This window comes from Pedobacter quisquiliarum (assembly GCF_014642175.1).
Taxonomy (GTDB): Bacteria; Bacteroidota; Bacteroidia; order Sphingobacteriales; family Sphingobacteriaceae; genus Pedobacter; species Pedobacter quisquiliarum.
Genome location: NZ_BMIL01000011.1, coordinates 132,155 through 144,924, shown reverse-complemented (window position 1 = coordinate 144,924; position 12,770 = coordinate 132,155). Strand labels below are relative to the sequence as shown.

The window sequence follows — 12,770 nt, the reverse complement described above, 5'->3', positions numbered from 1 at the left end:
AGTGTTAGATGCTTGTAGCTTGATGCTTTTAGAACGTGTTCTTGAACATCATGCTCTCGACAGGTTTCGTTGTCTTGTTGGCGTATTTAGGGTTTTCTTTGCTGTTGTACATGGTTTCGATATCGCCCTCTACGGCAAAATAGATGAGCTGGCCGATGGGCATGCCCGCATAGATGCGTACGGGTTGTGCACAGGAGATTTCAAGCGTCCAGGTGTTGCAGAAGCCTACATCGCCTTTTCCGGCTGTTGCATGAATATCGATACCCAGGCGGCCCGTACTGGATTTGCCCTCCAGAAAAGGCACATGGGCATGGGTTTCGGTGTACTCTACCGTCACGCCGAGATACAGCGTGCCGGGTTGCAGTACAAAACCACCCTTCGGAATTTCAAAATGAACCACCGTATTATGCGCCTTGGCATCAAGCACCCGGTCTTTGTAAGTCGCCAGGTATTTGCCTAAATGCACGTCGTAGGAATTGGTGCCTAAACACTCCGGCTGGAACGGTTCAATGATGATTGTACCCTTCTCAATTTCTTCCAGTATGCGCTTGTCTGATAGTATCATTTATTAAGATTTGCGCTAAATTATGGTTAATTTAGATACTTTTACATTGATTTTCTAAAATAGAGATGCCTGTAATTCTAAACAAGATCATTGACGAACATACCAGACTTGCGGTTTGGAAAATTGAAGAAACGGAAGAAGAACTCTTCGGCGGTCTGCAGTTAAAAACACATGAACTTGATTTTATTGCTTCCCTGAACAACGGGAAAAGGCTGCTGCACTGGCTGAGTACGCGCCTGCTTTTACGCAGGATGCTGCAAACAAACGATTACATCGACAGCCGTATGGATGACCAGGGGAAACCTTACCTGGTGAATGGCGACTATCAGATCTCTTTCAGCCATTCCTTTGATTATGCTTCTGTGATGATCAGCAAAAACAAGCAGGTGGGCGTTGATATCGAGCTCATCAAAGACAAGATCCAGAAGATTAAGCACAAGTTTTTGAAACCTGCTGAGCTTGCCGGGCTTGCGGATAAGAATAATACGCTTGCTTTGTACATCTGCTGGTGCGCCAAAGAGGCGATTTACAAGTGGTATGGCAAGAAAGGCCTGGAGTTTAAGAAGCATATAGACATTTATCCATTTACCCCGCAGGATGAAGGTGTTGTGCAGGCCAGAGCGGTTTTACCCGAAGGGGAGGTGCTACTGGAAGTGCCATATTTCAAAGTGGAAGAAAATTATATGCTGGGGTATGTTGCTGCAGCGTTATAGCATTTAGGCATACGCCATTGGATTTTTCAACATGAACAAAAAAGTAGAATACATAGACTGGGGCCTGATTGATTATCAGGAAGCCTGGGATAAACAGGATGAGATTTTTAGTTCCATTGTGGCGCTGAAGGGGAAAAACCGCACGGACAACACGTCGCTGGAGACACCGAACTACCTGATTTTTTGTGAGCACCCACATGTTTATACGCTTGGTAAAAGCGGTCATCAGGAAAACCTGCTGCTTGATGAAGCAGGACTAAAAGAAAAAGAAGCTACTTATTACAAGATCAATCGCGGCGGAGATATTACTTATCACGGCCCTGGACAGATCGTTGGTTACCCGATCTTAGATCTGGATAACTTTTTCACGGACATACACCTTTACCTCCGCACGTTGGAAGAGGCAGTGATTTTAACACTTAAAGACTACGGAATTATTGCAGGCCGCTATCCGGGCTACACGGGTGTGTGGCTGGACGCGGATAATGAGAAAGCACGCAAGATTTGCGCGCTGGGCGTGCGTTGCAGCCGCTGGGTAACCATGCATGGCTTCGCATTTAACGTAAATGCCAACCTGGATTACTTCAGGAACATCGTGCCTTGCGGCATCGATGATAAGGATGTAACTTCTATGGAGCGCGAACTTGGTCAGCCTTTAAATCTTGATGTGGTAAAGGAGCAGCTAAAAATGCACATCGCGGCATTGTTCAAAATGGAACTGTACACGAAAGCACAGGGCTAAACTTCCTGCCGGTGGTACTCATCGGCTTGCTATTTTAGGATTACCGCGGCGTTAGCACTCTGGCAAGCTGATCGGAATATTCTTGGTTGCTAAGCCACCATCAGAAGTTTCCTTGTACTTGGAGTTCATATCCTGTGCAGTCTCCCACATAGTGCTCACCACGGCATCCAGACTTACTTTCGCTTTATCGGGATTGCTTTGTAATGCCAGCTGACTTGCGGTGATGGCTTTTATGGCACCCATTGTATTTCGCTCGATGCAAGGGATTTGAACAAGCCCCCCTATGGGATCGCAGGTCATGCCCAGATGGTGCTCCATAGCGATTTCAGCCGCCATGAGTACCTGACGCTGTGAGCCGCCCATAACTTCCGTAAGTGCTGCTGCAGCCATCGCAGATGATACTCCAATTTCCGCCTGACAGCCGCCCATTGCTGCGGATATGGTTGCGCCTTTCTTAAAGATGCTACCGATCTCTGAAGCACAAGCGATAAACTGAACGATCTTCTCTTCAGTATACCCATCACAGAAAGCCATGTAGTACTGCAGTACGGCCGGTATGACCCCTGCGGCGCCATTTGTTGGTGCGGTAACCACGCGTCCAAAAGATGCGTTCTCCTCGTTTACAGCAAGTGCGAAGCAGCTTACCCAGTCCAGGATGTAGTTGAAGCCGTTGCCGCCCTTGCGGATGGCTTCCAGCCAGCTTGCATAATCATCATACGGCTGCCCGTTGATGAGTCGCTTGTTCAGCGCTGCGGCCCTGCGGCCAACATTCAATCCCCCAGGAAGGACACCTGCGGTATGGCATCCGCGGTAGGTGCAGTCTTTCATCACATGAAAGTGCTGTAATATACCTTTGCGGGTTTCTTCTTCCGTTCTCCAGGAGAGTTCATTCTCCATAACCACCTCTGAAACCTTTAACCCGGTGGTTAAACACCAGTGCAGCAGGTCAGCGGCTTTCTCTACCGGGAAAGGAAGTTCTACGAGTGTTTTCTCCCTTCCGGCTTCGCCTTCTTTAACCACGAAACCGCCTCCAATGGAGTAGTAGGTCTCGGAGAAAGCCTTTCCATTTTCCAGGAATGCCTGGAAGGTTACGGCGTTCGGATGGTAGGGTAGACTCTCGTTATATAAGAAAATCAGGTCTTCATTATAGTCGAAGCCAAGATGCTTAATGCCTGCGAGGTTTAAGATCTGTTGTTCTTTGATATTGGCAATGGTGCTGTCGATGGCGTTTACGTCGAAGGTTACGGGATCTGCGCCGGTTAAGCCGAGTAGGATGGCGACGTCCGTGCCGTGGCCTTTACCAGTCTTCGCAAGGGAGCCGTAAAGCAGAATCTTGATCTGTACCACCTGGGTGAGGTAGTCCTGATTTTCCAGTGCAAGGGTAAATTGTTGCGCTGCGCGCCAAGGGCCAAGGGTATGGGAACTCGACGGACCTACACCAATCTTAAATATATCAAAAACAGAGATTTCTTCTCGTAGCATAAGCTATAAAGCTAAATAGTTTATACAATAATAACGCAAAAAAAAGCCCCGCAAGGTGCGGGGCTTTTCGATATGGTTTTTTTGAAAGATGATTACATCATACCACCCATACCGCCGCCGCCCATTGGAGGCATTGCAGCGCCACCGGCGTTGTCTTCAGGATCATCAGCCAATACACATTCAGTAGTTAATAACATCGCTGCGATTGAAGCTGCATTTTCTAATGCTACACGACCTACTTTAGTTGGGTCAATAACACCAGCTGCAATTAAGTTCTCGTATACATCAGTACGGGCATTGTAACCGAAGTCAGCAGTACCTTCTTTAACTTTTTGTACAACGATTGAACCTTCGATACCAGCATTCTGGCAAATTTGACGAAGTGGCTCTTCAACTGCACGTTTAACGATAGCAATACCAGTAGTTTCGTCATCATTGATGCCTTTCATACCTTCTAAAGCTTCGATAGCGCGGATGAAAGCAACACCACCACCAGCAACGATACCTTCTTCAACAGCCGCACGGGTTGCATGTAAAGCATCATCAACACGGTCTTTTTTCTCTTTCATTTCAACTTCAGAAGCTGCACCTACGTAAAGTACTGCAACACCGCCAGCTAATTTAGCCAAACGCTCTTGTAGTTTTTCTTTATCGTAATCAGAGGTTGTAGTCTCGATTTGCGCTTTGATTTGAGAAACGCGTGATTTGATATCGTCAGTAGAACCAGCACCGTTGATGATGGTTGTATTGTCTTTGTCAATCACTACTTTCTCAGCAGTACCTAAGTAAGATAGGTCAGCGTTTTCTAATTTATAACCTCTTTCTTCAGAGATCACGGTACCACCAGTTAAGATTGCGATATCTTCTAACATCGCTTTTCTGCGATCACCGAAACCTGGTGCTTTAACAGCAGCAACTTTCAGAGAACCACGAATCTTGTTTACAACCAAAGTTGCTAGTGCTTCACCATCAAGGTCTTCAGCAATAATTACAAGTGGTTTACCAGTTTGAACTTGTTTTTCTAGTACCGGCAACAATTCTTTCATGTTGCTGATTTTCTTGTCGTAAATTAAAATGTAAGGGTTTTCTAATTCCGCTTCCATTTTATCAGCGTTGGTAACGAAGTATGGAGATAAGTATCCACGGTCAAACTGCATACCTTCAACTGTTTTAACTTCAGTTTCAGTACCTTTTGCCTCTTCAACAGTGATAACACCGTCTTTACCAACTTTGCCCATAGCTTCAGCGATTAACGCCCCGATAACTTCGTCGTTGTTAGCTGAGATAGAAGCAACTTGTTTGATTTTGTTGTTGTCTTCACCAACAGTTTGAGATTGTTGTTTAAGGTTTTCAACGATCGCAGTAACTGCTTTATCAATACCACGTTTTAAGTCCATTGGATTTGCACCAGCAGCAACGTTTTTGATACCAGCAGTAACGATCGCTTGCGCTAAAACGGTAGCAGTAGTTGTTCCGTCACCTGCAATATCAGCAGTTTTAGAAGCAACTTCTTTCACCATCTGAGCACCCATGTTCTCGATTGGATCTTTTAATTCGATTTCTTTTGCAACGGTAACACCATCTTTAGTGATCGCTGGTGAACCAAATTTCTTGTCGATAATTACGTTACGACCTTTTGGTCCTAAAGTTACTTTTACAGCATTCGCTAGAATATCAACACCTCTTTTCAGGGCGTCACGGGCTTCAACGTTATATTTTACTTGTTTTGACATCTTTGTATATATTAAAAAATATTATTATTGAACTACAGCGTATATATCGTTCTCACGCATGATCAGGTAATCTTTACCGTCGATAGGAAGCTCAGTGCCACCATATTTTCCGTAAAGAACAACATCACCAACTTTTACAGTAGGTTTTTTGCCTTCTGAATCTTCGTCTGAAACAGATACTACAGTTCCTTTGGATGGTTTTTCTTTCGCAGTATCAGGAATGTAGATACCAGATGCAGTTTTTTCTTCAGCCGCTGCAGGTTCAACGATAACTCTGTTCGCTGTGCCTGAAATGGGTTTAAGGTTTAATGCCATAACTTAATATTAATTATTTTTTAGTGTAAAAATTTAAATGTTATACCAGCCTATACACAGTTTCTATGCCAAGGGGTTTTAGCTTGACAAATTTGCATTTGCTGTCAGCAAGCCCTAAAAATCCCGCTGATCTCGTGTCAGACTGTCAGAAACGAAAAAGCCCGTTAAGAGCTGGTCTTAACGGGCTTAAATTCTTTATTGCGAACTACGGTGCTGGTTGCGCTGGCGTTTCTGCTGGTGCAGCATTGTTGTTTGCAGGAGCAGAAGTAGCAGGAGCGGTTGTCGCTGGTGCATTTCCAATTGGAGATGGAGCAGGAGTTCTGTTCAGTTGTTCCTCGATTTTAGAACCTCCTGTTGAACCGCCGTTACCGGTTTTAGCAATGGTTGTAATAGATAAGGTAATTACAACAACTACTGCTAATAAGATCCAGGTGCCTTTTTCTAGAACATCTCCTGTGCGCTGTACGCCGAACATGTTACTGGCTGACGATCCTGTTGCCAATCCACCACCTTTAGGGTTTTGGATCAATACAAAGATTGCTAAAGCGACACAAATAATGATCAATAGAATAATTAAAAAAAGCATAGTCTGTTATATGGTTAAATTTTCTTTTTTATAGATTGGATAAGGTCGGCAAAGTAACGGCTTTTTTCCGGAAACTTCAAACTTAATTTTTCATAAGTATCTATGGCCTTGTGGTAAAGCATCTGCTCGATGTAGATCTTCGCCAAGGTCTCCGAAACCAGATCATTGTGGTCTTCCGCACTGCGTTTGGCCTTGTTCTCATTGTCGATCTGCTCCGGCCTCGGTGGCGTAATCTGCGGGTCTTTCTTAATAAACTCGTCAATGATTTTAGCGTCCTTTGGATCGGCCTGATGTTCGGGCACATTATTCAGGATTTCCTCTGCGTTGAAAGGACTCTGGATGTGAAAGATGTGCTCTACATACTGCTGATGCAGCTCATTCTGGGTCTGCTTTTTTGGCGTGGCGTAAGGCTGGAAGATCGTGGAGTGCTCTTTCCTTGTTTTTGCAAGCCACCACAGGAAGGTGTAAGGAAGGGAGTCATCATCGTAGTTGGTGATTTCGTTGGTGTCCTTCTCCGCCTGACTGCTGCCCGCATCGGGGATCCAGCTTGCTGCACGGGATAGGGAAAGCCCCTGGCCACCAAACTGCGGCTCCGGTTTCCTGTCAGCCTGCTCGGTGGTCGGACCGGAATGCTCCGCTGACGCTTTATCTTCCGCAATGAACTTTTCTTCGAAGGTGAAGAAGTCCGTCGCAGCAATATTTTCTACAAAATTATCTTCTAAGGTTTCAATTACAGGCGCGTTTCCAGCACCGGGTTTCTCATGAGAAGAAACCTCGTAATCATGAATATTAACTTCAGAGATCTCCTCGAATGTAGATTCTTCGTTATCTGCTGAAGCAGGATCTTCAGGTGAATTCAGGTTTTCTAATGAAGTATAATCATCAGCACTGTTGTGATCTACGGGCCTGTCGTAATCATGAATATTGATTTCTGCAATTTCCTCGTAGGTTTCCTGATCGTCAGCAGGGGAATCATTTACTTCCTCTACACAGTGGATTTCTTCAGGTTGATTAGGATCTGTATCTCCGAAGGCATAAACTTCTTCAAGTAAGCTTGCCGCTTCCAGTTCTGCTGCCTCGTCAAAGATCGACTTGCCCTCAACAACGTCCTCGTCACCAGAACCCGCTGCAATTCCGCCCGGCGCTGCAGCCAAAGGCACTGCTGCAATCCCTGATACTGCTTCCGCCTGAACAACCGCTTTGCGGTGTAAAAACTGATGCAGCACTGCGCCATTGGTATAAAGTGCAGTGGTGGTTAAGGTTTGCTCCGCATCCTCGGTTTCCATGGAAAGCTTCGCAAGAATTAACCGCAGCGGCTGGAAATAGGGGTACTGTGCAACCAGTTCCTTCAATAAAGGAATGTCCGAATGCCTCAGGCGATCCGGATCATTAATGATAGAACTAAGCTGTTTATGATGGTCTAATTCCTGCTCCACGTTGCTAAGATACAATTATTACCATTGAGCAAAAGCCCTGTTAAAAATATCCTCCGTCAACTGGGCATTGATATCTTTGATCAACTGCGGCTCAAGCGACTGCAGGCTGTTGCCCGAAAGTACAAAGTCTTTAGACCTGGTAAATGACTCTTCAAAGCTCTGTTTCGCGTCTATATTGTTCGTGTACTTTACCTGCACTGTAATGGAAAGCCTGTTAGATCCCTGCGTTTGCGAGTTCTGCTGGCCATTGTCTGTCAGTGTTACCGGACGGATCTCATAGTTCGAAATCCGGCCTTCGAAGATTGCATTACCATCACTCTGAACAATGCTCAATCTCGACTGATTTCTGATCCTGGTACGGAAATCCTCCGTAAACTGCTGACTCAGGTAAGGTACCACTAAGGGCGCATTATTCTCAAAGAACTGCACCGTTACCGTCTTCATTTCCGGTGGAATCGAAGCGCCATTAAATTTTATAGAGCAGGAATTGAACAGTGCAACCACCGTAAACAGCAGGATATATAGCTTCTTCATTTAATTTAAGTTCAATTCTTTAATCTTGCGATACAGGGTGCGCTCAGAGATTCCGAGTTCCTGTGCAGCAAACTTGCGCTTGCCTTTATGCTTTTTCAGTGCTTTTTTAATCAGATCAGACTCCTTATCCACCAGCGACAATGACTCTTCAACTTCCTCCGCCTCATGTGCGTAGTTGTATTCCATTGGCGTGTTTGGTGCCGGTTTATTGATCGTTAGCGCCTGGGGTTCATACTTCGGACGGTCAATTTCCTGGTACAGCTGATTGATGTAATGCGGATTGTCTTCCATGATGTGCGCGGTATTGCCGCCACTCTGAATAATCTCCGCAACGAGTTTCTTCAAGTCCACCATGTCCTTTTTCATGTCAAAAAGAACCTTGTACAAAATATCTCTCTCGGTAAAATCTTCTTTATTCTGGTTGCCATTGATCGCCATCGGCAGATTTGCCCCATTCTCATTCGGAATGTAGTTCATCAATGCCGCTGCAGTCACGTTACGGTCCTTCTCCAGCACGCAGATCTGCTCTGCAATGTTCTTCAGCTGCCGCACATTTCCCGGCCAGCTGTAATTGCTCAGCACCTGAATGGCATCTGGCTCCAGCTGTATCCCCGGACTGCGGTACTTATCACTAAAATCTGCTGAAAACTTACGGAAAAGCAGGTAAATATCTTCCTTACGTTCATGCAAAGCCGGAATTCGTAAAGGCACGGTATTCAGCCTGTAGTAAAGATCTTCGCGGAACTTGCCATTCTTCACACGGTTGTACACGTCCACGTTGGTCGCTGCGATAATCCGGACATCCGTTTTCTGCACCTTCGAAGAGCCCACGCGCAGGTACTCACCACTTTCCAGAATCCGCAGCAGGCGTGCCTGCGTACCCAATGGCAGTTCTGCCACCTCATCCAAAAAGATCGTTCCGCCATTGGCCACCTCAAAGTAACCCTTCCGTGCCTCATGTGCACCGGTAAAGGATCCCTTTTCGTGCCCGAATAACTCCGAGTCGATGGTGCCTTCGGGAATGGCACCGCAGTTTACGGCGATGAAAGTACCGTGTTTCCTTGCACTCATCTGGTGGATGATGTGCGAAAACACCTCCTTACCACTACCACTTTCGCCGGTAATTAAAACCGACATATCCGTAGGTGCAACCTGCCTCGCTATATCTATCGCCCGGTTTAGCAGCGGCGAGCCGCCAATGATCCCGAACCTGTTTTTAATATCCTGTACGTCCATATTTAATCCACAATTCTACCCAATAGGGTCGCTGATGTGCAACGTTCAACCAATACATTCAAATATTGCCCAGGCTTAATCTCCTCCGTCGCCGGGAAAACCACCATAGCATTCTGGTCATTACGACCACAATAATCTGTTTTTGACTTCTTAGAAGTGCCTTCTACCAAAATGCGCAGTGTTTTACCAACATTCTGCTGCAAACGGTATAAAGAGGTTTGCTGTGCCTTAACCAGTATTTCTGCAAGGCGACGCTTCTTAACTTCTTCCGGTATATCATCCACCAGTTTCCTTGCAGCCAATGTACCCGGACGCTCCGAGTAGCTGAAGGTAAAGGCGAAATCGTAACCTACATAATCCATCATGCTCAACGTCTCTTCATGCTCCGCTTCTGTTTCTGTGCAGAAACCGGCAATGATGTCCGTAGAAATGGCACAGTCCGGAATGATGCTCCTGATCGCGTCCACGCGGTTCATGTACCACTCGCGGGTGTAAGTCCGGTTCATCAGCTCCAACACGCGGGAATTGCCCGACTGTACTGGTAAATGGATATAGTTACAAATGTTGTCGTATTTCGCGATGGTATAAAGTACCTCGTCTGTAATGTCTTTAGGGTGGGAAGTTGAAAAACGGATCCGTAAATCCGGGCTAATTAAAGCCACCATCTCCAGCAACTGCGCAAAGTTCACCTGGATGCCTGCAGCTTCAGAATCATCAGCGCCCTTCCACTTGTAAGAATCCACGTTCTGTCCAAGCAAAGTCACTTCCTTATAACCACGGTCAAAAAGATCCTGTGCTTCGGCAACAATCGACTGCGGGTCTCTGCTGCGTTCACGACCACGGGTAAAAGGTACCACGCAGAATGAGCACATATTGTCGCAACCGCGCATGATGGAAATGAACGCCGTGATGCCGTTTCCATTCAGGCGCACCGGACTAATATCCGCATAGGTTTCCTCGCGGGATAGCAGTACGTTAATTGCTTTCTGGCCATCTTCCACTTGACTAATCAGTTGTGGCAGGTCGCGGTAAGCATCCGGACCAACAACCATATCCACCAGCTTCTCCTCGTCCAGGAACTTAGACTTCAGCCTTTCCGCCATACAGCCCAAAACCCCAACAATCAGCTTTGGATTTCTGCGCTTTTCCACGCCAAACTGCGACAAACGGTTACGCACCCTTTGTTCTGCATTTTCACGGATGGAGCAGGTATTGATAAAAACTAAATCCGCTTCTTTATAATCACCGGTTGTTTCAAAACCGTTATCTCCTAAAATCGAAGCCACAATTTCGCTATCTGCGAAATTCATCTGGCAGCCATAGCTTTCAATGTACAGTTTCCGTGCATTCCCACGCTGAGGGGCGTCAATTATTAAAGCCTCTCCCTGGCGCGCTTCATCATGTGTCTTATCTGCTAGCTCTAATTCAATCATTACGGTATGCTTTATTACTGAAATACAAAATTAAGCAATTAATTTTTAAAATGACAAAGTGTCAGATTTAAAAAGGCTTGCCAAACATTTTGCTTTACATTTTCCTTATAGTAGTACAATTCAACTCTAGCGGCTTCATGACGAATCTTAACCCAAAGAAAAAAAAGCTCCTGAAATGGATCGCAGGTGTCTTAATTGCCCTCCTTGTCCTTGTAATTGCTTCTGCGGTTTACATTGCCGCGAAGTGGAAACCCTTTCTAACCGAGAAGATTAAAACGGGTGTTTATGAAGCTTCTGATCACTTATACAACATAGATTTTACAGACCTGAACCTGAACATCCTTACGGGTACCGTGAGCATGGATAGCGTGAAATTATACCCCGATACAGCCGTGTTCCATAAGCTTAGAAAGCAGGATCTGGCGCCTGTGCACCTGTTTGAGATCAGACTTGATGAACTTAAACTCACCCGCATCAGCATCATGGACGCCTATTTCAAGAAACGGATCAACATGAATGCTATTGTGCTGGACCATCCTTCCATCAACATGTTGCGCTTCAATGTTAAGCCGCAGCCTGACACGGTGAAAACCGCCACCAACTTATACCAGAAGATATCCAAATCACTGGAGTCCGTGCACATCAGGAGCATCAAGGTGCTCAACGCGAACTTCGATTACATCAAGGGTGAGAATGGAACGGTACTCAATGCCGTCAAAAAGCTAAATGTCAGCATCACAGACGTGCTGATCGACAGTGTTTCCCAGCATGACAAAGAGCGCTTCTACTACAGCAAAGACGTCGCCTTTGAACTCATCGGCTATAAGTCGGTCAGCAAAGACAAAATGTACACCATCAAGGTCGATACCTTAACTGGCTTCGCGAACAGTGGTGACATCCGACTGAAAGGCTTTCAGATGATTCCCATGTACCCCGATCTAACGTTCAGCCGTAAGTACAGTACGCAGCGCGACCGCTATGACCTGAAGTTTCCAACCATTTCCTTCCGGGGGCTGGATATCGAGCGTTTCAATGTGGAGGGTCGTCTGTATGCGGAAGCGCTGACTATTGCTTCGGCAAAAGTGAAGATCTTCATGAACCGCGAACTGCCACCGTCAAAGGCCAACAAAAGCCGGAACTTCCCACAGATCGCCCTGCAAAGGGTGGAGCTGCCGCTGATCATTGATACGGTAAACCTAAAAAACGTTGATGTTGCCTACACCGAATACAACCCGATTGCACAGGAACGTGGCACCGTCAACATCGATAACCTTACCGGAACCATCAAGAACGTGACAAACGACTCCCTTCAGAAAAGCAAAAACGCCTTCATGGCGGCAGACCTTAAAGCGAAAATCATCAAAGCAGCAGACCTGGATGCACACCTGCGCTTCAACCTGAATGCAGCAGATGGCGCATTTACTTTCCGCGGTAGCATCGGCGCCATGAACATGCCAGCGCTGAACCCACTTGCATCGGCATTGGGCCTGGTGAAAATAGAAACCGGCAACATCCAGAAGGTGGAGTTCGATGTGAAAGGTAATGCCGTCGGTTCAACCGGAAGCATGAAGATGTACTACACCAACCTGAAAGTGCAGCTGCTGAAAGAAGGGGAGGATGGCGCAGCACCCAAAAAGAAAGGTTTACTTTCCTTCCTTGCCAATAAATTGGTTGTAAAAGATGCCAATCCGGAAAAAGGAGAGCCCTTACGCGTTGCCCCAATTCAATTCACCCGTTCCCCTTCACAATCCTTCTTCAGCCTACTCTGGAAGAGCGTCTTTTCCGGTATCCGGGAGACGGTGGGTATCGGCTTCATCAAACCGAAAAGCGCGGAGAAGTCGTACGAGAAAATAGAGGATAAGCTGGAAGAGCGTAAGGAAGACCGGAAAGAAAAACGTGAGGAGCGCCGCGAAGCGCGTAAGAAGGAACGCGAGGAAAAGCAAAAAGCGGATGACAAAAAAGAGAAAGCTGGTAAAAACTAGTTGACAGCATCGA

General features: G+C 46.2%; 12 protein-coding genes. 3 read left to right on the top strand and 9 right to left on the bottom strand.

Features of this window, described 5'->3' with window-relative positions; genetic code table 11:
* Positions 1-28: 28 nt before the first annotated feature.
* Complete coding sequence (gene dcd, locus IEW69_RS15340; protein ID WP_188627756.1) at positions 29-565, bottom strand: dCTP deaminase; 537 nt, start codon at positions 563-565, stop codon at positions 29-31.
* Positions 566-630: 65 nt separating this feature from the next.
* On the opposite strand from dcd, the gene IEW69_RS15335 reads away from it, so the two are divergent.
* Positions 631-1,278 carry a 4'-phosphopantetheinyl transferase family protein gene (locus IEW69_RS15335; protein ID WP_188627755.1) on the top strand — a complete coding sequence of 216 codons (648 nt, stop codon included), beginning with the start codon at positions 631-633 and terminating at the stop codon, positions 1,276-1,278.
* Between the two features lie 31 nt (positions 1,279-1,309).
* A complete protein-coding gene (gene lipB, locus IEW69_RS15330; RefSeq protein ID WP_188627754.1) occupies positions 1,310-2,020 on the top strand; it encodes a lipoyl(octanoyl) transferase LipB in 711 nt (236 codons plus the stop codon).
* 51 nt (positions 2,021-2,071) lie between these two features.
* On the opposite strand, the gene IEW69_RS15325 is transcribed toward lipB, so the two are convergent.
* The 8 genes from IEW69_RS15325 to miaB all read right to left on the bottom strand — a co-directional run bounded on the left by IEW69_RS15325 (position 2,072) and on the right by miaB (position 10,775).
* Entirely contained in the window at positions 2,072-3,502 is a 1,431-nt protein-coding gene (locus tag IEW69_RS15325) for an L-serine ammonia-lyase (protein WP_188627753.1), read from the bottom strand.
* A gap of 92 nt (positions 3,503-3,594) precedes the next feature.
* On the bottom strand, positions 3,595-5,235 hold the full coding sequence (groL, locus tag IEW69_RS15320) for a chaperonin GroEL (protein WP_188627752.1): 1,641 nt from the start codon (positions 5,233-5,235) through the stop codon (positions 3,595-3,597).
* 24 nt (positions 5,236-5,259) lie between these two features.
* The gene (locus IEW69_RS15315) at positions 5,260-5,550 is read right to left on the bottom strand and encodes a co-chaperone GroES (protein WP_188627751.1); all 291 of its coding nucleotides are present in this window, start codon (positions 5,548-5,550) and stop codon (positions 5,260-5,262) included.
* 205 nt (positions 5,551-5,755) lie between these two features.
* Entirely contained in the window at positions 5,756-6,136 is a 381-nt protein-coding gene (secG, locus tag IEW69_RS15310; RefSeq protein ID WP_188627750.1) for a preprotein translocase subunit SecG, read from the bottom strand.
* 14 nt (positions 6,137-6,150) lie between these two features.
* Positions 6,151-7,572 (bottom strand): DUF8458 domain-containing protein, encoded by a 1,422-nt coding sequence (locus IEW69_RS15305; protein ID WP_188627749.1) that lies wholly within the window; start codon positions 7,570-7,572, stop codon positions 6,151-6,153.
* A gap of 18 nt (positions 7,573-7,590) precedes the next feature.
* Positions 7,591-8,106, bottom strand: a complete 516-nt coding sequence (locus IEW69_RS15300; protein ID WP_188627748.1) for an LptE family protein — start codon at positions 8,104-8,106, stop codon at positions 7,591-7,593.
* Entirely contained in the window at positions 8,107-9,342 is a 1,236-nt protein-coding gene (locus tag IEW69_RS15295) for a sigma-54 interaction domain-containing protein (protein ID WP_188627747.1), read from the bottom strand.
* A 2-nt stretch (positions 9,343-9,344) separates the two neighbouring features.
* Positions 9,345-10,775 (bottom strand): tRNA (N6-isopentenyl adenosine(37)-C2)-methylthiotransferase MiaB, encoded by a 1,431-nt coding sequence (miaB, locus tag IEW69_RS15290; RefSeq protein ID WP_188627746.1) that lies wholly within the window; start codon positions 10,773-10,775, stop codon positions 9,345-9,347.
* A 137-nt stretch (positions 10,776-10,912) separates the two neighbouring features.
* Here miaB and IEW69_RS15285 point away from each other — a divergent pair, with 137 nt between their 5' ends.
* Positions 10,913-12,757: an AsmA family protein gene (locus IEW69_RS15285; RefSeq protein WP_188627745.1), complete on the top strand. Its 1,845-nt coding sequence runs from the start codon at positions 10,913-10,915 to the stop codon at positions 12,755-12,757.
* Positions 12,758-12,770 lie beyond the last annotated feature (13 nt).

Coding starts and splice junctions, on each gene's coding strand:
- IEW69_RS15285 (WP_188627745.1), top strand. CDS start 10,913: ATGACGAATCTTAACCCAAAGAAAAAAAAGCTCCTGAAATGGATCGCA.
- secG (WP_188627750.1), bottom strand. CDS start 6,136: ATGCTTTTTTTAATTATTCTATTGATCATTATTTGTGTCGCTTTAGCA.
- lipB (WP_188627754.1), top strand. CDS start 1,310: ATGAACAAAAAAGTAGAATACATAGACTGGGGCCTGATTGATTATCAG.
- dcd (WP_188627756.1), bottom strand. CDS start 565: ATGATACTATCAGACAAGCGCATACTGGAAGAAATTGAGAAGGGTACA.
- IEW69_RS15315 (WP_188627751.1), bottom strand. CDS start 5,550: ATGGCATTAAACCTTAAACCCATTTCAGGCACAGCGAACAGAGTTATC.
- IEW69_RS15295 (WP_188627747.1), bottom strand. CDS start 9,342: ATGGACGTACAGGATATTAAAAACAGGTTCGGGATCATTGGCGGCTCG.
- IEW69_RS15325 (WP_188627753.1), bottom strand. CDS start 3,502: ATGCTACGAGAAGAAATCTCTGTTTTTGATATATTTAAGATTGGTGTA.
- groL (WP_188627752.1), bottom strand. CDS start 5,235: ATGTCAAAACAAGTAAAATATAACGTTGAAGCCCGTGACGCCCTGAAA.
- miaB (WP_188627746.1), bottom strand. CDS start 10,775: ATGATTGAATTAGAGCTAGCAGATAAGACACATGATGAAGCGCGCCAG.
- IEW69_RS15300 (WP_188627748.1), bottom strand. CDS start 8,106: ATGAAGAAGCTATATATCCTGCTGTTTACGGTGGTTGCACTGTTCAAT.
- IEW69_RS15335 (WP_188627755.1), top strand. CDS start 631: ATGCCTGTAATTCTAAACAAGATCATTGACGAACATACCAGACTTGCG.